Origin of the sequence: Oricola sp. (genome assembly GCF_965230365.1) — a bacterium.
GTDB lineage: Bacteria > Pseudomonadota > Alphaproteobacteria > Rhizobiales > Rhizobiaceae > Oricola.
Genome location: NZ_OZ246003.1, coordinates 1,374,154 through 1,393,881 on the forward strand (window position 1 = coordinate 1,374,154; position 19,728 = coordinate 1,393,881).

General features: G+C 62.5%; 24 protein-coding genes. 8 read left to right on the forward strand and 16 right to left on the reverse strand.

All coding sequences use genetic code 11. The features are described 5' to 3' along the window. From pth to ACO06R_RS06645, 3 genes are all read right to left on the reverse strand, one after another. A complete protein-coding gene (gene pth, locus ACO06R_RS06635; protein ID WP_421857567.1) occupies positions 1-741 on the reverse strand; it encodes an aminoacyl-tRNA hydrolase in 741 nt (246 codons plus the stop codon). 33 nt (positions 742-774) lie between these two features. Beyond that, entirely contained in the window at positions 775-1,431 is a 657-nt protein-coding gene (locus tag ACO06R_RS06640) for a 50S ribosomal protein L25/general stress protein Ctc (RefSeq protein ID WP_421857569.1), read from the reverse strand. A gap of 159 nt (positions 1,432-1,590) precedes the next feature. Next, positions 1,591-2,370, reverse strand: a complete 780-nt coding sequence (locus ACO06R_RS06645; RefSeq protein WP_421857572.1) for a YHYH protein — start codon at positions 2,368-2,370, stop codon at positions 1,591-1,593. A gap of 207 nt (positions 2,371-2,577) precedes the next feature. Between ACO06R_RS06645 and ACO06R_RS06650 the strand changes: the two genes are divergently transcribed. Together ACO06R_RS06650 and chrA are read left to right on the forward strand one after the other, a co-directional pair. Beyond that, a complete protein-coding gene (locus ACO06R_RS06650; protein WP_421857574.1) occupies positions 2,578-2,916 on the forward strand; it encodes a rhodanese-like domain-containing protein in 339 nt (112 codons plus the stop codon). Further along, positions 2,913-4,247 carry a chromate efflux transporter gene (gene chrA / locus ACO06R_RS06655; RefSeq protein WP_421857577.1) on the forward strand — a complete coding sequence of 445 codons (1,335 nt, stop codon included), beginning with the start codon at positions 2,913-2,915 and terminating at the stop codon, positions 4,245-4,247. The genes ACO06R_RS06650 and chrA overlap by 4 nt, the downstream gene beginning before the upstream one ends. Before the next feature lie 5 nt (positions 4,248-4,252). On the opposite strand, the gene ACO06R_RS06660 is transcribed toward chrA, so the two are convergent. From ACO06R_RS06660 to lgt, 7 genes are all read right to left on the reverse strand, one after another. Then, positions 4,253-5,191 carry a ribose-phosphate pyrophosphokinase gene (locus ACO06R_RS06660; protein ID WP_421857580.1) on the reverse strand — a complete coding sequence of 313 codons (939 nt, stop codon included), beginning with the start codon at positions 5,189-5,191 and terminating at the stop codon, positions 4,253-4,255. A gap of 82 nt (positions 5,192-5,273) precedes the next feature. Further along, the gene (locus ACO06R_RS06665) at positions 5,274-5,546 is read right to left on the reverse strand and encodes a hypothetical protein (RefSeq protein ID WP_421857583.1); all 273 of its coding nucleotides are present in this window, start codon (positions 5,544-5,546) and stop codon (positions 5,274-5,276) included. Next, positions 5,525-6,103, reverse strand: coding sequence for a hypothetical protein (locus tag ACO06R_RS06670; RefSeq protein WP_421857586.1), 579 nt, complete (start codon positions 6,101-6,103; stop codon positions 5,525-5,527). Before ACO06R_RS06670 ends, ACO06R_RS06665 begins: the two co-directional genes overlap by 22 nt. 35 nt (positions 6,104-6,138) lie before the next feature. After that, on the reverse strand, positions 6,139-7,290 hold the full coding sequence (locus ACO06R_RS06675) for a M24 family metallopeptidase (protein ID WP_421857588.1): 1,152 nt from the start codon (positions 7,288-7,290) through the stop codon (positions 6,139-6,141). A gap of 29 nt (positions 7,291-7,319) precedes the next feature. Next, a complete protein-coding gene (gene pgeF / locus ACO06R_RS06680) occupies positions 7,320-8,108 on the reverse strand; it encodes a peptidoglycan editing factor PgeF (RefSeq protein ID WP_421859250.1) in 789 nt (262 codons plus the stop codon). Between the two features lie 58 nt (positions 8,109-8,166). Further along, positions 8,167-9,282 carry a class I SAM-dependent methyltransferase gene (locus ACO06R_RS06685; protein WP_421857590.1) on the reverse strand — a complete coding sequence of 372 codons (1,116 nt, stop codon included), beginning with the start codon at positions 9,280-9,282 and terminating at the stop codon, positions 8,167-8,169. Beyond that, a complete protein-coding gene (gene lgt, locus ACO06R_RS06690; RefSeq protein WP_421857593.1) occupies positions 9,279-10,133 on the reverse strand; it encodes a prolipoprotein diacylglyceryl transferase in 855 nt (284 codons plus the stop codon). Before lgt ends, ACO06R_RS06685 begins: the two co-directional genes overlap by 4 nt. Positions 10,134-10,240: 107 nt before the next feature. Here lgt and ACO06R_RS06695 point away from each other — a divergent pair, with 107 nt between their 5' ends. The 3 genes from ACO06R_RS06695 to ACO06R_RS06705 all read left to right on the forward strand — a co-directional run bounded on the left by ACO06R_RS06695 (position 10,241) and on the right by ACO06R_RS06705 (position 11,722). Beyond that, complete coding sequence (locus ACO06R_RS06695) at positions 10,241-10,504, forward strand: accessory factor UbiK family protein (RefSeq protein WP_421857596.1); 264 nt, start codon at positions 10,241-10,243, stop codon at positions 10,502-10,504. Positions 10,505-10,842: 338 nt separating this feature from the next. Further along, on the forward strand, positions 10,843-11,343 hold the full coding sequence (locus tag ACO06R_RS06700) for a YbjN domain-containing protein (protein WP_421857598.1): 501 nt from the start codon (positions 10,843-10,845) through the stop codon (positions 11,341-11,343). A gap of 19 nt (positions 11,344-11,362) precedes the next feature. Continuing rightward, positions 11,363-11,722 carry a tRNA-binding protein gene (locus ACO06R_RS06705; RefSeq protein WP_421857600.1) on the forward strand — a complete coding sequence of 120 codons (360 nt, stop codon included), beginning with the start codon at positions 11,363-11,365 and terminating at the stop codon, positions 11,720-11,722. Positions 11,723-11,725: 3 nt separating this feature from the next. Here the strand turns inward: ACO06R_RS06705 and ACO06R_RS06710 are convergent, their stop codons facing one another. From ACO06R_RS06710 to ACO06R_RS06720, 3 genes are all read right to left on the reverse strand, one after another. Beyond that, positions 11,726-13,021: an ATP-binding protein gene (locus tag ACO06R_RS06710; RefSeq protein WP_421859252.1), complete on the reverse strand. Its 1,296-nt coding sequence runs from the start codon at positions 13,019-13,021 to the stop codon at positions 11,726-11,728. Between the two features lie 177 nt (positions 13,022-13,198). Beyond that, positions 13,199-13,909: a response regulator gene (locus ACO06R_RS06715; RefSeq protein WP_421857602.1), complete on the reverse strand. Its 711-nt coding sequence runs from the start codon at positions 13,907-13,909 to the stop codon at positions 13,199-13,201. Beyond that, positions 13,906-14,403 carry a MarR family winged helix-turn-helix transcriptional regulator gene (locus ACO06R_RS06720; RefSeq protein WP_421857605.1) on the reverse strand — a complete coding sequence of 166 codons (498 nt, stop codon included), beginning with the start codon at positions 14,401-14,403 and terminating at the stop codon, positions 13,906-13,908. The genes ACO06R_RS06715 and ACO06R_RS06720 overlap by 4 nt, the downstream gene beginning before the upstream one ends. A 268-nt stretch (positions 14,404-14,671) precedes the next feature. Here ACO06R_RS06720 and ACO06R_RS06725 point away from each other — a divergent pair, with 268 nt between their 5' ends. Both ACO06R_RS06725 and ACO06R_RS06730 read left to right on the forward strand, forming a co-directional pair. Further along, on the forward strand, positions 14,672-15,565 hold the full coding sequence (locus ACO06R_RS06725; protein ID WP_421857607.1) for a branched-chain amino acid aminotransferase: 894 nt from the start codon (positions 14,672-14,674) through the stop codon (positions 15,563-15,565). 113 nt (positions 15,566-15,678) lie between these two features. Continuing rightward, positions 15,679-16,323: an MBL fold metallo-hydrolase gene (locus ACO06R_RS06730; protein ID WP_421857610.1), complete on the forward strand. Its 645-nt coding sequence runs from the start codon at positions 15,679-15,681 to the stop codon at positions 16,321-16,323. Positions 16,324-16,413: 90 nt separating this feature from the next. Here ACO06R_RS06730 and ACO06R_RS06735 read toward each other — a convergent pair whose 3' ends face one another. The 3 genes from ACO06R_RS06735 to ACO06R_RS06745 form a co-directional block, all read right to left on the reverse strand. Further along, the gene (locus ACO06R_RS06735) at positions 16,414-16,899 is read right to left on the reverse strand and encodes a BA14K family protein (RefSeq protein ID WP_421857612.1); all 486 of its coding nucleotides are present in this window, start codon (positions 16,897-16,899) and stop codon (positions 16,414-16,416) included. Positions 16,900-17,105: 206 nt separating this feature from the next. Then, positions 17,106-17,321, reverse strand: a complete 216-nt coding sequence (locus ACO06R_RS06740; protein ID WP_421857614.1) for a cold-shock protein — start codon at positions 17,319-17,321, stop codon at positions 17,106-17,108. A 330-nt stretch (positions 17,322-17,651) separates the two neighbouring features. After that, positions 17,652-18,014 (reverse strand): hypothetical protein, encoded by a 363-nt coding sequence (locus tag ACO06R_RS06745; RefSeq protein ID WP_421857616.1) that lies wholly within the window; start codon positions 18,012-18,014, stop codon positions 17,652-17,654. A 156-nt stretch (positions 18,015-18,170) separates the two neighbouring features. Between ACO06R_RS06745 and ACO06R_RS06750 the strand changes: the two genes are divergently transcribed. Beyond that, entirely contained in the window at positions 18,171-18,788 is a 618-nt protein-coding gene (locus ACO06R_RS06750; protein ID WP_421857619.1) for a rhodanese-like domain-containing protein, read from the forward strand. Positions 18,789-19,728 lie beyond the last annotated feature (940 nt).

The window sequence follows — 19,728 nt, forward strand, 5'->3', positions numbered from 1 at the left end:
TCAGTCCTTCTTTCCGAGAATTCGCTTCAGCATTTCCGCCATCGGACCGCTCGGCTGGGCGGTCGGGCCCGACTGGCGGGCCTGGCGGATGTGGCTCTGTTTCTTTACGGGCGCGTCTTTGGCAGGCGCGGTCGCGGTTTGCGATTTGCGGGCCGGTTTCGCCACGGCGTTGTCTCCCAATGCGAGCGCGATCTTGTTCATGTATCCGGCGCTGTCGTCGGCAACGAGCAGCCCGAGATTGTCGGCCAGCGCCTGTAACAGCGGCTCCAGCCAGTCGCGGTCGGCCTTGGCGAAGTCGCCGAGCACATGGCCGTGGACGCGCTCCTTGGAACCGGGATGGCCGATCCCGAGGCGGACACGGCGGTAGTCCTTGCCGCAATGCGCGTCGAGCGACTTGATGCCGTTGTGGCCGCCGGACCCGCCGCCAGTCTTGATGCGCACCTTGCCGGGTGCGAGGTCAAGCTCGTCGTAGAAGACGGTGAGGTCTTCCGGGCCAAGCTTGTAGAAGCGCAGCGCCTCGCCGACCGCCTGGCCGGAGCGGTTCATGAAGGTCTGCGGCTTTATGACGAGGATCTTCGCGCCGTCCAGCCTGCCTTCGCTCGCCAACGCGTTGAACTTGTTTTGCCAGGGCCCGAACGAGGAATGGCGGCGAACGATCTCGTCCGCCGCCATGAAGCCAATATTGTGCCGATGACCGGCATACTGGGCGCCCGGATTGCCCAAGCCTGCAATGACATGCATCGGTCGGGACCCTCCAGGGCAGAGCCGGAGTTGTTACTCCGACTCGTCGCCGTTTGCTTCCTCGCCGACGACTGCAACCTCGTCCGGCGCGGTTTCCTCGCCCTCTTCCTCTTCGGATTTCAGGCCGGCCGGAGCGGCGATCGTCGCGATGGTGAAGTCGCGGTCGGTGATCGTCACCTGGACGTTTTCGGGAATCTCGACCGAGGAGATCTTGGCGGCATCGCCGAGATCAAGCGGCTCGAGATCGACAGTGAAGTATTCCGGGATCGAGTTGGCCGGGCAGGTGACCTCGATTTCGTGACGCACGACGTTGAGAACGCCGCCGCGCTTGATGCCGGGGCAGGTCTCGTCGTTGGCGAAGTGAACCGGAATGTTGACGGTGACTTCGGTTTTCGAGGACACGCGCAGGAAATCGACATGCATGACGAAGTCGCGGACCGGATCGAGGTCGAAGGACTTCGGCAGAACGCTGTGCTTCTTGCCGTCGATCTCGATGTCGGCGATCGTGGTCAGAAAGCCGCCGCCGTGGATCTGCATCGACACTTCCTTGTAGGGAAGGGTGATGGACATTGGGGGCTTGTTGTCACCATAGATGACAGCAGGAATTTTGCCGTTGCGGCGAATAGCCCGGGCGGACCCCTTACCGACCCGTTCGCGCGCCTCGGCCTTGAGCACGTAACCTTCGCTCATGGCTTTTCCTTTCGAGGACGTGATTATGGAGTGTCTTGCCGTTGCCGGAAAAACAGGACCGGAAGGCCGGCCCAGCCGCGCGGCCTCCAAGGGTGTCCGCATGGCTGGGCGGGCCTATAGCGCAAGGCGAGGCAGGAGGCAAGCCGCCGGGCCAAATGCTCAGCGGCGGAAGTCGGCGCTGGCGCGGCCCCACAGGCAACGCGGGTAGAACGGATAGGTGGTGGTGGCGAAGTAGACATACTTGCCGTCAAGCGTGCCGCCATTGCACTGATCGAGCGTTCCCGCGCCGCCGGTGTATTGCCAGTCTTCGTTGTAGGTACCGTCATAGTGCCCGCCGGGGCCGCTCGACCGCGTTCCCTTCCTGAGCGTCCAGCCGGACTTCACCTTGGTGCCGAGATAGTGGATCTCAAAGCCGTCGGCGGCATAGCCGACCAGCGAACTTTTCGCCGATTTGAGATAGCCCGTCGGGACGCCGTGATAGTGGTAGAGGCCGCGCCGGTCGACATGGGCGTTGTTGCGGTCCATGCCGAGCATGCGCGCCGCGCCGATGCCTTCCAGGTTCCAGCCGGAGCTTCGGTCACGGCTGTGACCGCGCGGCGAGTTTGCGTCCCAGTAGTCGGCGGTTCCGGGCCGGATCGCCACGCCGTTCAGTGCGACGCCGATGGTGCCGCGGTGCCAGCGCGCATTGGCCGATTTACGCGGGTTCTGCGTGACGCAGTAGGTGGCGCGCTGGGCGCGTATCGAGTGCGGATTGCCGCGATTGGGGAACGAACCGGTTGAATGGTTCGGCAGTCCGTTGGTGCGGATGCAGATCTGGCCGTTGGATTTGGTGATCGAGACCTGATTGTCATGTGCGGCGGCAACAGCCGGCAGCGCCATCACGGCCAGTGACGAAAGCAGTACGAGCGAGAGCGGTTTCATCTCCGTGCCCTTCTTCAAGCGTTCGTCATCCCCTGGACGAAGACGGTAGCTGCCGGGTCGGAGGCGCACAACTTAACGATTGGTCATGTTTCAAAGCTGGCTGGCAGTGGGATGCGCGGCGGTATATGATGCTGGCTCGGGGCCAACGGATGACGCCCCGCGACAGGCCTTGTGCCCAAGTCATCCTCCACGCGCCGCCTCCTGCGGGAGGCGGAAGGAGGAAACATGGGCAATTCGGTATCAGCAGCAGAACTGGCGAGGATGCTGGCGGGCGTATCGCCGCCGATCGTCGTCGATGCGCGCAAGGACCTGGCGTGTTCGGAGAGCGGCCTGGCGATCCCGGCCACCATGCGCATTCCACCGCAGTCAGTCGAGGCGGCGGCCGGCGGTCTTTCGGGTCACACGGTCGTCGTCTATTGCGTTCATGGGCACGAAGTCAGCCAGGGTGCCTGCGCAGTGTTGCGACGGCTCGGCGCTGACGCTTACTACCTGGAAGGTGGATTCGAGGGCTGGAGAGACTTTGGCTTGCCCGTCGAGGCGGCGGGGGAAGGAAAGCAGACATGACGGAGCTGACAGGGGGCGGGGGCGCAGTGCCGGAGCGCGAGGTCGCGACGGCTTTCGCGCGCATTGGGCTGTTGTCGTTCGGCGGCCCGGCGGCGCAGATCGCCGTCATGCACCGCATCCTGGTGGAGGAGAAGCGCTGGCTCAGCGAGCCGCAATTCCTGCATGCGCTCAACTTCTGCATGCTGCTGCCGGGGCCGGAAGCCATGCAGCTTGCCACCTATGCCGGCTGGCTGATGCATGGCGTGCGCGGCGGGCTGGTCGCCGGCTTGCTGTTCATTTTGCCGGGACTGGCGATGATGCTCGTCCTTGCGGCATTGTTCGTGGCGTTCGGTGAGGTACCGGCGATCGCCGGGCTGCTCTATGGGCTGAAGGCGGCGGTTCTGGCGGTGGTGGCTTCGGCGCTGATGAAGGTGGCCGGACGCGCACTCAAGACGAACCTGATGGTCGCGGTCGCGGTCGCTGCCTTCATCGGCATTGCCTTTCTCGGCGCGCCATTTCCACTGATCGTAATCGGCGCCGGGCTGAGCGGTGCGGTGCTCTATCGGCTTTTCCCTGAGCAATTGGGGCTGGAGGACCGCGTTGGCGCGACCGAGGCCGGCCCGCAGGCAAGGGCCGGTGTCAGGGGCCCGGCCGGACGCGCGGCGGCGACCGCCGCCGGCGCGTGGGCGGCTGTCTGGCTTGTGCCGCTCGCTGTTCTTGTGACGTTTCCGGGCCCTGGGCAGTTCTTCGCCGACGCGGCGCTGTTTTTTTCCAAGACCGCGGTCGTGACCTTCGGCGGCGCCTATGCGGTGCTGGCCTATGTCGGCCAGCAGGCGGTCGACATCCATGGCTGGCTGCGGCCCGATGAAATGCTGGCCGGGCTCGGGCTGGCGGAGACGACGCTCGGACCACTGGTGCTGGTGCTGGTCTTTGTCGGTTTTCTGGGCGGCGCGCGCACCGGCGAACTGGACCCTGTGTCAGGTGGTCTACTCGGCGGATTGACCGCCGCTTTCTTCACTTTTGCGCCTTGCTTCCTGTGGATTTTCGCGGGCGCGCCATTCGTCGAGCAATTGCGCAATGTGCGCTGGCTGGCGGCGGGGCTGCAGGCGATTACCGCCGCCGTGGTCGGCGTGATCGCCAATCTGGCGTTATGGTTCGGACTGCATGTGCTGTTCGGCGCGCCAGGCGAGTGGCAGGTCGGTCCGTTCGTCTTGCCCGTACCCGATTGGCAGGCGCTCGATTTCTATGCGCTGGCGATCGCCGTTGTGGCCGGTTTTGCGCTGATCGGGCGGGGGATCGGGATGGTGCCGGTGCTGGCCGCGGCAGCGATAGCCGGGCTTCTGGCCGCCTGAGGGTGTCAGTCGAAGAGGCTGGAGACGGACTGCTCGTGCGAAGTGCGGGCGATTGCCTCGCCGATCAGGTCGGTGATCGACAGAACGCGGACATTGGGCGCTGAATCGACAGCGGCTGTCGGCTGGATCGAATCGGTGATCACCAGCTCGTTGAGCCGTGAATCCATGATGCGGTTAACGGCGCCACCGGACAGAACGCCATGCGTGATGTAGGCGGTCACGGATTTTGCGTCCATGTTGAGCAGGGCATCGGCGGCGTTGCACAGCGTACCGCCGGAATCGATGATGTCGTCGATCAGGAAGCAATCCTTGCCAGCGACATCGCCGATCACGTTCATCACTTCCGATTCGCCGGGGCGTTCGCGCCGCTTGTCGACGATCGCCAGCGGTGCGTCGTCTAGACGCTTGGAAAGCGCGCGTGCGCGCACCACGCCGCCGACATCCGGCGATACCACCATCACGCTTGCAAGATCCTTGTAGCGGGAGCGGACGTCGCGCGCCATGACCGGAACGGCATAGAGGTTGTCGGTCGGAATGTCGAAGAATCCCTGGATCTGGCCGGCATGAAGATCGAGGGTCAGTACCCGGTGCGCGCCAGACCCGGTGATCAGATTGGCGACCAGCTTGGCGGAGATCGGCGTGCGCCCGGACATGCGCCGGTCCTGGCGGGCATAACCGAAATAAGGAAGAACCGCCGTGATGCGTCGCGCCGACGAGCGGCGGAACGCATCGATCATGATCAGAAGTTCCATCAGGTGGTCATTGGCGGGGAAGGAAGTCGACTGGAGAATGAACACATCCTCGCCGCGCACATTTTCCTGGATCTCGACGAAAATCTCTTCATCGGCAAATCGGCGGACGCTGGCCCTACCGACACTCACTCCAAGGTACTTTGCGACATTTTCAGCGAGGTGGCGGTTGGAGTTGCCAGCAAATAGTTTCATTGCGCCCTGCCGGTGCGTATCTTGGGGAGTTGGGCGGGGGTATTGCAACCAATCTTTGATTTTGCAAGGCGGTTGAACAACTTCACACCCATTTCTTGCAGTATTTTTCGGTCGAGAGCGTTTCGCCACGCCGCTCCCCGCGCAAAAAACCAGGTTCAGGCGATATGAGTCTTCGCAGCGTACTCAGATACATACCCTCCAGCTTGAGGCTGGATTTCGCCCCGGCGGCGTCGAAATCCTCGACCGATGCATCAGTAATGTTCTGCGGTCTTTTCCTGGCCGGTTGCGAAAACCATCTTTCATCAAGCTGCTCCAAGCCAACCGGGAAACGCTCTACGCCTGGGTTGCCCGCCATGCCATGAAGTCCGCGATCAACCTGTCGGCGATTGTAGACATGGTCGTATCGGGAACCGATGCCCAAGGATCCGCGCTCGTTCCCGGCACGGTTTCCTGGCCCTGAATGCGATGCACCCGCTGTCCACTCGGCAGGATCACGTCCCAGACGTGTACGACCACCGTGTTGCCGTTGTCGGCTATGGCGGAGAAGTACCCCTTGATCTCATGGGTCCGGTTCGCATCTGTCGCGCTGATCACGACGATGCCGCGCGCGCCGGTTTCGCTGCCGAGGCGGTTCGACAGGACGCCGACCTTTTCGGCCGGGGCACCGATGATCGGTGAAAAATAGACACGGCCGATGACCGTGGTTCCCGGTGGCACAGCAGCCACGCCGACTGCCGTAGTGTCGGTTCCAAGATCCGGGAATTGAGCGGAGCCGGGGTCGTTTTCGTCTTCGTCCTGAAAGATCCCGAAAGTGCTGTCGATCCCCGTGCAGGCGACAAGAGACATCGCGATGAGTGCGATACCTGCAATCCGGACAGCCTGCCCCAGGATGTATTCAGCCAGGTCTTTCATTTACACGGCGCCTGCCCCCCGCTTAAGGCAATACCCTATCCCACAATCAAATCAAGCGTGTGGCGCGACAAGTTCACGGGATCGCCTTCCTGGGTCAGGTAGGTCTGCCCAAGCGTCATCGCCGTCTGGGTCTCCGAATCCATGATAATCATGTGGGCGAAGAGCGTCATGTTCGGCTGGATCGGTTCCGGGTTGGCGGCAAAGAACATCGGCATGTCCATCCAGCACGGCGTGAAGTGGGCGCCGAGAGAATAACCGCAGGCATTGAGCCGGTGGCGGATGAGATCGGCGTCGGCCATGGCCTGGGCGTGGGCGGCGAAAACGTCGCCGAAGGTGTTGCCAGGCCGCATCGCCTCCTCGCAGGCGGCAAGCGCGGCCTTCGCCGCCTCGTAGAGTTCCAGATGACGGTCGGTCGGCTTGCCGGTCAGCGCCGTGCGCATCATCGCGGCATGGTAGTGACGGTAGACGCCGGCCCATTCGAGCGTGATCTGGTCGTTGTCCTCAAGCACGCGGCGGCCGGATTTGTAGCGGCACAGCAGTGCGTCCTCGCCGGAGCCGATGATGAACTCGTTGCCCGGATAGTCGCCGCCGCCCTCGAAGATCGCGCCCTGCATCGCGGCCAGGATCCGGCTTTCATCGGCGCCGGCCTTGATGAGGGGGATCGCCGCATCCAATGCGTTGTCAGCAAGTTCAGCGGCTTTCTTCACATAGGCGATTTCGGCGGGCGACTTGATTGCCCGCAGCCGCGGAACAATCTGCGACGCGTCGTCGAGCTTTGCGAATGTATTGAGAGCATCGTCCAGCAATCGGCCGTTCTTAGCGGTCAGGCCATGCGTGTCGTATTCGACCCCGATGCGGCCGCCGAGCAGGTCGCGTTCGGTCAACAACTCTTTCAGTTCGCGCGCCGGGTTGGCGTTGGCGCGGTCCTCCCAGATGACGATGGTTTCGACATTGGACGTGTGGCGTGCCTGACGAAGATCGGCGGAGCGGGTGAGCAACGTCACCTCGCCGGTCTTCTCGACGATCATGCATTGGAAGAAGCAGAATCCGAACGTGTCGTAACCGGTCAGCCAGTACATGCTTTCCTGTGCAAACAGCAGCATCGCATCCAGCTTGGCCGTCTGCATTTCGGCCAGCAGCAGCGATTTTCGGTCGGCAAGTTCCTGCCCATCGAAATGCAAAGCCATGGGGTACTCCTTATCGTTGACGGTCCTGATCAGTCGTCGAGCATGATCGCCGAGATCTGCCGGCCGTAATCGGGTTCATTGCGGTGCGTTGTGCGCCGGTAGGAAAAGAAACGGGCTTCGTCGCCATAGGTGCAGGTGCCGGTTTGCGAGGCCCTGACACCGGCGCGTTCAAGACGCGCCATGATGTAGCCCGGCAGATCGAAGCGGTAGTGTTGCTCGCGATCAGAGGGCAGGAAGTAAACTCCGTTGGCCGCGTCGGCGTCGATGAAGCGGTCACGGAATTCCGGTCCGACTTCGTAATTGGCCTGGCCGATCGTCGGCCCGAGTTCGGCGATGATCGAGCTTGGCGATGCGCCATTTTCGCGCATTGCCGCAATTGTGTTTTCCAGAACGCCTGTGAGCGCGCCCTTCCAACCGGCGTGGGCGGCGGCGACAACGCGGTTCTGCGGATCGGCGAACAGCACCGGACCGCAATCTGCGGTCAGCACGCCGACGATGAGGCCGGGCGTCGTTGTAACAACGGCGTCGGCGGTTGGCCGCCGGGTTTCGCCGATCGGTTCGGAAACAACGATGGCGTCTGCGGAATGCACCTGGTGCGGCGTGGAGAGGCCGGCGCCGGGCTTGCCCAGCCAGTTTGCCACACGGTTGCGGTTCTCGCGCACGCGCCGGGTATCATCGCCGGAGCCCAATCCGACATTCAGACCGGAGTAGAGACCCGTGGAAACACCACCCTCGCGTGTGAAGAAGCCGTGACGAATTCCGGATGAAGCGGATAGCAACTCGGAAAGGACCGGTCTTGGGGCTGTCGGGCTGTCCATGTTCATCGGTTTTGCTGGCTCCGAGGCAGGCGCACCCTGTTTCAGGGTCCTTGCCATGTCAACCGCGCTGATCGGGGCGGCGCGCAAAGGGCGGCAGATCCAGTGCCTGACCCGCGATGCACAACACTTTGAAAAGGCTTCCCATCTGATTTTCGCCGGCTCCTGCGAGCCTTCCGGCGGCAACGCGAATCTCGTCCCGGCGCGCCGCATCGGCATTGGCTCCGAGTGCGCCGGCGCGCTCGGCAAGGCCCAGCGAGAGCAGGAATTCGCCCTGCGTGATCACAGGCTTCGCAGACGCCCCCGCGGCGGTTGCGGCAAACGTCAGCGCAGAGAAATCCACATGGCTCGTCAGATCGCATTGCCCCGGTGTGTCGAACACGCCGGCGGGTGCATGGCCGCGCAATGCCTGAAACGTGTCGCCGAAACCGGGTTCGGCATGGCCATAGTCAAGAAACAGCGCTGCACCGGTCGTTTCGGTGAGGCGGGCAGCGATGCGTGAGGCCAGCGCCTCGCGGGCCGGCGCAAACTCGAAAACCGCCCCATCGGGCTGTTCGGCCGCGCCGGGCGGCAGAATGTCGCCCACGACCGACGTCGCACCGGCCACGAAGGCAAGCTTGCCGTCATCGGCCACAGAGACCATGCGCTCGCGCCAGGCATCGGCTGATTTGACGATCTGGCGGAAGGGCACCGCATCGAACAGTTCGTTGGCGACAATCAGCATCGGCAGGTTCGGCAGCCCGGACACATCATCGCTCCACTCACAGCGCGGCGTTGCCTCGGCAAGTGTGTCGCGCTGGATATCGCGCAGGCGGGGACTGACCTCGACCAGCCATGGCTGGGCGGCTTCCGCAAAGGCCGGGTCGAGGCGGGCGGTTCGCAGGATGTCGCGCATCAGCGTGCCGCGGCCGGGGCCGATTTCGACAAGCGCGAATGGCGTCGGTCGGCCCATCATGCGCCAGGCATGGATCAGCCAGGCGCCGACGATCTCGCCGAACATCTGGCTGATCTCGGGCGCGGTGATGAAATCGCCGGACGCGCCGAAGGGTTCGCGCGTGGTGTAGTAACCGAGTTCGGGGTCGAATAGGCAGGTCGCCATGTAATCGGATACCGGGATCGGGCCCGCCGTTTCGATCAAGTGCCTGATCCGCCGTTCAAGCCTGTCGTCCGTTGTCATTGCGGGGCTGCGCCGCCGGCTTCGGTGCGCCGCGCCGAAACGATCAGGACGAGGCCGAGTATCGCCATCGGTACCGACAGCAGCATGCCCATCGTCAGCCAGCCGCCGAACAGGAAGCCCAATTGCTGGTCCGGCTCGCGTACGAATTCGACCGCCGTGCGGGCGACGCCGTAGCCGCCGATGAACGCGCCGGTCACGAAACGCGGCGTTTGCAGGCGCAACCCGCGGTGCGTGCAGACGCGCAAGACGACGAGCAGCACGATGCCCTCCAGGAACGCCTCGTAGAGCTGGCTCGGGTGGCGCGGAAACGGACCGGCGCCGGGAAAGACGACACCCCACGGCACATCGGTAACGCGCCCCCACAATTCGGCGTTGATGAAGTTGGCTATGCGTCCGAAGAACAGGCCGATGGGAACAACGGCGGAGACGACGTCGACGAGGCTCCACACCGGTATGCCGCGCCGCCGCGCAAAGACGAACATCGCGATGGTGGTTCCGATCAGGCCGCCGTGGAAAGACATGCCGCCATTCCAGATGGCGAATATCTGGGCCGGGTCGGCGAGAAAGTTCGCCAAATCGTAGAACAAAACGAATCCGAGCCGGCCGCCGGCGACGATCCCGATGGTCGCCCACAGCAGGAAGTCGTCGAGATCGTCGATCGTCAGCGGCGCTTCGCGGCCGCCCCACAAGCGCTGGTTGCGCACGATGCGCCGGGCATAGAGCCAGCCGAGCAGAATGCCGACGATATAGGCCATCGAGTACCAGCGGATTGCGACCGGTCCCAGCTGCACGATGACCGGATCGATGGCCGGAAAGGCGATGGCGAGTTGCGGCAGGCTCAGCGGTAACATGGCAGTCCGGATTTAGACGGCGGTTTCGGGGCGTAGCGGCCGCAGCGTCGTCCTTGTAAAGCGGGCGCGCGGACAATAGGTAGGTGTTGAACACCGGAGTGCGCGTGATGACAACTGGCCCGAACAAAATTCTCGACGATTTCGCCAAGCTTATGACGGATATGGCCGGCAGCGCCCAGGGGTTGCGCCGGGAGATGGAGACGGCCTTCCAGCATCAGGCCGAGAAGTTTCTCGCGGGTATGGATCTCGTAAAGCGCGAGGAGTTCGAAGCGGTCAAGGAGATGGCCGCAAAGGCGCGTGAGGACAACGATCTTCTGCTCAAACGCATCGCCGAACTGGAAGAGAAGATCGGTTCCGGCGCTGCGAAATAGTCCCGCGGGCCGGGGTTGCACTGAAATTTCACATTTTTTTTCGTGCATTTGCAGTCGGCAAAAAACCGTGCTTTCAGAGTCGCTTATCCCTCAGTGGGTTAGCGATTTGCCAGTGATTTCCACACGAGATTTTCCGCGAAGCGGGTCTGGGGGGTTTTCCGCAGGCGGCGGATCAATAGACTGAAATTATTGAGTGATTCGAACTTGCGAATGAAAGTATAGCGCAGCCGCGTGTGATCCGTTGCAGCACTCGTTCGCCTTCATCGTACCGATTGGTTTTGTAAAACCCGGTTTTGGAAGCAACGCCGCGAGGCGAGCGGAACGGAGCATATATGGCCATGAGCCTGGTAGAACTTGAATTTGATCGCGCCGCGCATCCCGTCGATGTGATCGAGCAGGTTGCGCATCTGAACGACTGGAACTTCGAGCGCACTGGCGACGACGAAATCGCTGTGGCTGTGGAAGGGCACTGGACGAATTATCACATCTCCTATGCGTGGATGGAAGATTTCGAGTCGCTGCACTTTGCTTGCGGCTTCGACGTGAAGGTTCACGAAAATCGCTATCTGGAACTGATGCGTCTGATCTCACTGATCAACGAGCAGTTGCTGATCGGCCATTTCGACCTGTGGGAGAAGGAAGGCGCGGTGATGTTCCGCCATTCGCTGATCCTGGCAGGCGGGGTCGAGCCGACGGAGGCGCAGGTGGAGGTGATGCTGTCAAGCGCCATCGAGACCTGCGAATCCTACTATCAGGCGTTCCAGTTTGTCCTGTGGTCGGGTGTCTTGGCGCGCGAGGCGCTCGAGAGCACGATGTTCGACACGGTGGGAGAAGCCTGAGGGTTCCGGGGCGACCAACATGGTGGATCAGGACGCGATAGCCGAGCAGATCGGGTTCGACGATTTCATGCGGGTCGATATCCGCACAGGCACGATCGTCGAGGCGGAGCCCTTTCCCGAGGCGCGCAAGCCGGCGATCAAGATGCTGATCGATTTCGGCCCGGCGATCGGCATCAAGAAGTCGTCGGCCCAGATCACCGTGCACTACGAGCCGAAAGAGCTTGTCGGCAGGCAGGTGATGGCGGTTGTCAATTTCCCGCCGCGCCAGATCGGGCCGATCCGCTCCGAAGTGCTGACGCTCGGCTTTGAGGATGATAACGGGGCCATCGTGCTGGCGGCGGTCGACAAGCCCGTGCCGAATGGTCAGCGGCTGCTCTAGGGGTCACACCGGCAGGCGCAATTCGGCGCGCAGGCCACCCATGGAACTGGACTGCAACTCTATATCGCCGCCGTGGCTGCGCGCGATATCGCGGGCAATCGAAAGGCCCAGGCCGGTTCCGGTCTCATTCAGGTTTCGTGCCTCATCCAGCCGGTAGAACGGCCGGAACACTTCCTCGCGCCGATCTTCCGGGATGCCGGGGCCGTCGTCGTCGATGGTCATCGTCAGCCAGCCTTTCGAGTGACGGGCGACGATTTCAACCCTTTGCGCATGGCGAAAAGCATTCGAAGTCAGATTGCTGACAAGGCGACGGAAGGCGCTGGGCCGCACGACGATCCCCGGGCGTCCGACCAGGCTGGTCCGCACGGTCTTGCCGCGCAGTTCGCCGTCCTTTGCGATTTCGTCCAGCAAGACGTGAATGTCGAACTCCTCGGTTTCCTCGCGGACGTCGCCCTTGGCGAATGAGAGATAACCCTCGAGCATGGATTGCATGTCCGCGACGTCCTTATCGAGCGCCTCGGTGACTGAATGGTCCTTCGACAGCGCAAGCTGCAGCTTGAACCGGGTCAGGATGGTGCGCAGGTCGTGGCTGACGCCGCTCAGCATCGTGGTGCGCTGCTCGATCTGTTTTTCTATGCGCTCGCGCATCTGGATGAAGGCCAGTCCGGCGCGCCGTACCTCGATGGCGCCCCGTGGGCGGAAATCCTCTGGCAGCGGGCGGCCCTTGCCGAAGCTCTCCGCAGCTTCAGCGAGTTTCTGGATCGGCCTGATCTGGTTGCGCAGGAACAGGATTGCGATGAACAGGAGCACCAGCGAGGTGCCGACCATCCACAGGAGAAAGATATGGGTGTTCGATGCATAGGCGCGGCTGCGCCGGGCCAGCACCCGGAGCACGTGCTCGTCGAGCTGAACACGTATCTCCACGAGGTTGGAATTGCCGACTGTGTCGATCCAGAAAGGCTTGCCGATTTGGCGCGTAATTTCTTCACTGAGGATCGTGTCGAGAATCGAGAAGAAGGGTTTGGGCGCGGGCGCAGGCAGTGGGTCGGGCGGCAGGATCGCCACATTCAATGCCAGCCGCTCGCGGGCGATGCGGGTGATTTCCTCGAACTCGCCATCCTTCGGATAGGTTTCGATCATATCGACGATGGCGGCGATGTCGCGGGTAACGGCTGTCGACAGGCGCTGGGTGACGGTCTGCCAGTGCCGCTCCATGAAAGCGAAGGCGATCACCGATTGCAGAAGCACCATGGGCGCGATGATGATGATCAGCGAGCGCGCATAAAGCCCGCGGGGCATCGACCGGGTGATCCGGTCGGCGTAGCGCCGTATCCACAAATTGGTGATCCGGTAGAGCCGGCGCGCGCGCAACCACACGGCTCGCGTTCGCGAGCGTGTCGATCGGCTTCGGTTGAGTTCCGACGTGGCCATGTGTCCGGTTACCGCCGCTTGCGCGGCCCGTCCATAACGAGGCCGCTATTCCACCGACAAACGGTAGCCTATTCCCCGGACCGTTTGAAGATAACGCGGGTTAGCCGGATCGCTTTCGATCTTGCGGCGGAGGCGGTTGATCTGGACGTCAATCGTGCGTTCGCCGATCCCCGGGTTGGCGGCGAACATTTCGTGACGCGGGATCGTGTCGCCCGCTTTCTCGGCAAAGCGGACCATGATTTCCTGCTCGCGGTCGGTCAGGTGGACGGCTTCGCCATTTTTCTTCAATTCGCGCTTGGGGATCACGAAGGTGAACGGGCCGAAAACGATCTGCTCGATCTTCATCGGCGCCTGCGGTGCGCCGCGCCGGACAATGTTGCGTACCCTCAGCAGCAACTCGCGCGGATCGAATGGCTTGGGCAGGTAATCGTCGGCGCCCGCTTCTAGACCCTCGATGCGCTCGTCGGTTTCCGAGCGTGCGGTCAGCATCAGGATCGGGACGTCGTGCCGTTCTTCGCGCAGGCGCCGGGCCATCGACACGCCGCTTTCGCCAGGCATCATCACGTCTAGAATGAGAAGATCAAACTCCAGGCCGTCGATCTTGCGACAGGCCTCTTCCGCAGTTCCGGCATTGCTGACCCGAAAGCCGTTCTGGCCCAGATACTCAGTCAGTAACTCGCGAATGCGGGTGTCGTCGTCGACAATCAGGACATGTGCTGCGTCGTCATCGGGCGTGGCGATGGTCTTGTCATTCATTGGCTGCCGCCCGGTTCTTCCCTTGCCTTTACCAGCGCCGGCTCGCCGGCCCTGTTGAGCGTGTCGATCTGGTCTTTCGCTTCCGCCGTCACCATCGCGAGCAGAAACTGCGCGATCTCTTGTTCCGTACGGCCGGATTTCTCCAATGCCGCGATTATACGGCGAGACTGTGGCTCGCGCAGGTCTTGGATCAGGGCGCGGCCGGTGTCGGTCAGATAGAGTTCACGCTGCCTGCGGTCGACGGGCCCGGGTCGTTGCTCGATATGGCCGGCATCGACCAGTTGCTTGAGGACGCGTGCCAAGCTTTGCTTGGTGATCTTCAGCAGATCCAGCAGTTCGGCGACGGTGAGACCGGGTTTGCGGTCGACAAAGTGCAGTACCCGGTGATGGGCCCGGCCGAAGCCGATCTCCTCCAGAATGCTGTCGGGATCGGAGACGAAATCCCGGTAGGCGAAGAAGAGCAACTCGATCAGGTTTTCGGTGGGAAGGGGCATGATGGACTGTCTGCAAGCGTTGTCGGGATGGTGTTCAGGTATAATTCTACATCAGTCGCAATTTTATGTCAGCCATGTTGACATATTTTCCCGCATTGGGTAATTTCCTTCAAATCACCGGCGCGATCGCGCAGCATTCGCAAACATCACCGGCACGACAGTTGCCGGATATTGCGTAGGGCGCGCGAAAAGACGCTGGAACGGCGCCATGCCATAGGCATGGGCCGACCACAAGACAAGTGTCACGGCGGATAGACGGAGTACCCTCATGGCTTCAGTTTCATTTGACCAACTGGATGGTCACATCTGGATGAATGGCGAGTTCATTGCCTGGCGCGACGCCAAGGTGCATGTGCTCACGCACGGGCTGCACTATGCCAGTGCGGTCTTCGAGGGTGAAAGGGCCTATGGCGGCGAGATTTTCAAGCTGACGGAGCACACCGAACGGCTGCAAGAATCTGCGCGAATCCTTGGCTTCGAGATTCCGTACTCGGTCGCCGAGATCGATGCAGCGTGCCAGAACCTTCTGGTCATGCAAGGCTTCGAGGACGCCTATGTCCGCCCGATCGCCTGGCGCGGCTCGGAGATGATGGGCGTCTCGGCACAGAAGAACAAGATCAACCTGGCGATCGCAATCTGGCAGTGGCCGAGCTATTTCGATCCCGAGGAGCGGCTGCGGGGCCTGCGGTTGGACATGGCCGAGTACCGGCGGCCGGATCCGATGACCGCACCGTCGAGGTCGAAGGCCGCCGGCCTCTACATGATTTGCACGCTGTCCAAGCATGCGGCGGAAGCCAAGGGCTATGCCGATGCGCTGATGCTGGACTGGCGCGGGCGGGTCGCTGAGGCCACCGGCGCCAACGTGTTTTTCGTCAAGGACGGCGTCTTGCACACCCCTGTGCCGGATTGCTTCCTGGACGGAATCACCCGACGCACCGTCATCGACCTGGCGCGCAAGCGCGGTATCGAGATTGTCGAACGGTCCATCCAGCCCGAGGAGATGGCGGACTTCGAGCAGTGCTTCCTGACCGGCACCGCAGCCGAAGTGGCGCCGGTCTCCGAAATCGGCCCGTACCGGTTCGAGGTCGGCGAGATCGCGCGGGTGCTGATGAACGACTACGCGGATGCCGTACGTCCGCTTCGGGCGGAAGCCGCCGAGTAACGCACACGAACTGTAGCACGCGCGGGCCGGAGAGCATCCGGCCTGCCTTTTCTTTGTGCGACGCTACGGTTACACCGTGGAGACCTCAGGCCGGCAACGCATTCGGAGTTTTCATGACAGGCACAATCCAGGGCGTGATCGTTCCGGTAACGGCGTTCCAGCAGAACTGCACGCTTATCTACGATTCCGAAAGCAAGCACGGCGTGGTGATCGATCCCGGCGGCGACGTGCCGGTCATTCTCGACGCGATCAAGGAACACGCCATGGTCGTCGATGCGATCTGGCTCACGCATGGCCATATCGATCATGCCGGCGGCGCAATGGACCTGAAAGACCAGCTGGGTGTCGACATCATCGGGCCGCACAAGGACGACAAGGGGCTTCTCGAGGCGCTCGAAGACCAGGCCAAAATGTTCGGTATCACCGACGCGGTGCGCAATGTCACGCCGGACCGTTGGCTCTCCGAGGGCGACCGGCTGGCGTTCGGCGGCCACGAGTTCGAGGTGCTGCACTGCCCGGGGCATGCGCCGGGCCATGTCGTCTTCTACAACCGGGCAGCGGCGTTCGCGCATGTCGGCGACGTGCTGTTCCGCGGTTCCATCGGCCGGACGGATCTTCCGGGCGGCGACCACGCGACACTGATTGCCTCGATCAAGGACAAGCTGTTGCCGCTGGGCGACCATATCGGCTTTGTCTGCGGGCACGGCCCCGGCGGTCGGTTCGGCGAGGAGCGGCAGACCAATCCGTTCCTGAACTGATCCGGCGCAGACGGCTCCGGCTGGCGAACAAGGCGACCCCGGATACGTTGACCGCATCCGGGGCCGGTTCACGGCGCGGGGACCGTTGGCTTACTTCGGTACGCAGAAATGGTCGCGGCCGTCATAGCCGCGGAACGTGCCGGTGCGCGGATTGAACGACCGGTAGCGGTCGTCGCACCACCGGTACCAGCCGCGGGTCCACGGTTCGAGCGTGCTCTCATAGGTGATGATGCGCGGATTGCGGCTGCGTGAGTATCCGCGATCGGGCACTACATAGATCTCGCGTGGCGCGCGATGCGAGTTGGCGATCGAGCCGGCAATGATCGCCCCGCCGGCGATACCGAGCAGGGCCGCGATGGCGGCGTCGTTGTTGTGATGACGGCGGACCTTGTAGGGGCGGTAACGGACCACACCCTTCTTGCGGTGGATGCGCCGGTGTTTGTTGTAGCCGCGTTCCTGAACTGAATTCCAACCGCCGCCATCGCCATCGGCGCCGCGATCCTGGGCGGCGGCCGGCGTCAGGGCGAGCGCGGGCAGGGCGAGCGCGCAGAGTGCTGATTTGACAAGGGTGTGCATCGTCGATGACCTCCATGGGACAGCGGGCGTGAACCGCCCGTCAGATGCCGGCATTGTCGGACCGGCAACATGAACGCAAGCTGAACGCGGCGGCCAACCCCGGAAACCCGCGCCCGGACGGCAAAGGGCGCAAGTCGCATCGCGACCCGCGCCCCAGAATGTTTACCCCTCGAAAACGGCCGGATTGCAGCCGCTCCAGAAAACCGTCAGTCGGCAATCTGCAGGTTGACCGCCTTCGGGCCCTTGCCGCGGCGGTCGGGTTCCGTTTCGAAGGAAACCTTCTGGTTCTCCATCAGCGAGGCGAGGCCGGAAGCCTGCAGCGCCGAGATGTGAACGAAGATGTCCGCACCGCCATCGTCCGGTTTGATAAAGCCGAAGCCCTTGTCGGTGTTGAAGAATTTGACAGTACCTGTCTGTGACATTGTGCCGGATCCTTTTCCGTTGTATCGCGCGGCCGCCCTCTTCTGCCGCGATCAATAAAGCCGCTCGCACCATGCGAAACGGCGGGGCAGGCAGTTCTCGAAGGATTGGAAAGGAACCAGTTCTCACGCCGGCCAAGGCCCGCGTCCGGCTTATTGTTAAAGCGTGCCGGTCGCCGTATTTCCGTTATCCGTTGTTCGCAAATTGCCCGAACGGAGCAATCGATGCGTCAAACCGCCGCAGAAGTAAAGCAAAACTTTTGTGAAGTGCGTTTTTAGGCGCACGGGACGCAAGGGAATTGGAAGTCTTGACCAATTTCCGCCAGCGAAATTTCAGAACTTCGCACAAAAGGTGTTGCCCGAGGTCAGATTCTTCACGCAAAGCGACCAGTCGCCATCGTCTATCCAAGTGGTTTCGCCCGGCTGACCGTTGATGCGAAAGTACTCCTCGACATTTTCGGTGACCGTAGACCCGCCGGACGCCCAACGGTAGCGGATGATCCACGGGCCGCCGGCGCCGTCGTCGGTGAGCGCCGCGCCGCTTCTTTCGACGATGCGCCGGCAGGCGTTCTGCTCGACCAGCGCCTGGCCGCGATAGACCGCGCATTCGGCATCGGTGGTCTGGGCGGCGGCGGGCAGGGCGAAACAGGCGAATGGGAGGGCAGTGAGAAAGCGCTTGGACGGGGCAAGGCGCATGGGCGGTATTCCGGTTGGGGCGAATCCACCATGCCAGAAGCCGCGCCGGCGCGACAGCGTTTTCTTTGCGCGCAACCCCGCGCCGCGGGCGAAAGGGGGTGGCGACATATGCAGAAAATGATATGTCTTGGTCCGAACCATCAACGGGAGGACTTCATGCGCATCGCAGCAATCGTCGCGGCCACATTCGGGCTGATGCTGGCCGGGCTGGCGCTGGCCGAGCCGGCGGCCGGCGCGGACCTCACAGTCGGCATCACGCCGGAGATCGGCAGCGTGACGGTCGAGACCGAAGAGGGGCCGATGGAAATCCGCCGCAACCAGGAAGAAAACCACGTGCTGAGCGGCGAATTCGCCAAGACGTCGCGCGCCTGTCCGCCGTTCTGCATCCGGCCGATGGCGCTTGGCGGCGGCGTGACGACGATCGGCGAACTGGAGCTGATCGCCATGCTGCAGGAGCCCGAGATGGCGGTGGTCGACAGCCGCATGCCGGACCTGCATATCGCCGGCTCGATCCCCGGCGCGGTCAACCTGCCCTATTTCGAGATGGGCGAACGGCTGACGGAACTGGGCTGCGAGCCGGATTTCGACGGCTGGGACTGCGCGGCGGCCAAGAAGGTGGCGCTGTTCTGCAACGGACCGTGGTGCGGCCAGTCGCCGGCGGCAATCCGCGTGATGCTGGATGCCGGCTATCCCGGCGACCGCATCTACTGGTATCGCGGCGGCATGCAGGCCTGGCACATGCTCGGCCTGACGGTGACCGGGGCCGGGGGGTGAGGGATGTTGCGTTGCCATTGCTTTCGAAATGGCATCCGTGCCTTGGCGACTAGCGCGCGAAACTTTGTACAGCGTCATCCTCGGGCTTGACCCGAGGATCCATTCCAGAGCGGTTGCGAAACACCGGATTTCGAAGAATGATTCCAACACTGCTTGCTCCTGTGCCAAGCTCTGCCAGAACGGAATAGATCCTCGGGTCAAGCCCGAGGATGACGACCTGCTTTTTGCATAGCGGCTAATCTCCACCATCCAGGCGCACTCCATCGCCGCCGCGCCTCATCTTCGAGACCGGATTGTCAAAGAACTGGAAGACGGGCGGTCAAAGCATCGCAACGTCTGTTAAGTATAGCGATCCTCGGACCGCCCGCTCGGTGTTCTTGCAGCTTCGGTCGGCGGCCCGGATCGTAATGTCCGGGAAAACAGGACTGCGCGCGCCGCTTCATGCCGCCCCGGCGTGGGGGTTCATCACCCAGCGATACACCTCTGCACCGCCCACCGGGCACCGTCCTGCTCTCCATCAGCCGGTGTGCACGACAGACTTCCGTGAGCAGGCAAGTGCAATTGTACGGGAGGTTTGAGCGCGTTGCATAAGTTTCGCGGCGCGTGCTGCCCATGCGATTGAATTCGTTGGAGAAACGCAAAAACAGGCGAAGAACTTATGCAACGGGCGCGGGATCTATCTCTCCCCGTGCGGCGAATTTGGCGAGTAGCGAGTGAATTAGATGAAGATCGTCATCCTCGGGCTTGACCCGAGGATCCATTCCAGAATGGTTGCGAGTCGCAGAGTATCGAAGAATGAATCTCATTCTGCCAACTCCTGTGCCAAGCTCCGCCATGACGGAATGGATCCCAACGCGCCGACGGCGCTTCGCTTGTCGTTGGTCAAGCCCTAGGATGACGACCGTCTTTTTCCGTCGCGGCTAATCGCCGACATCCAGAC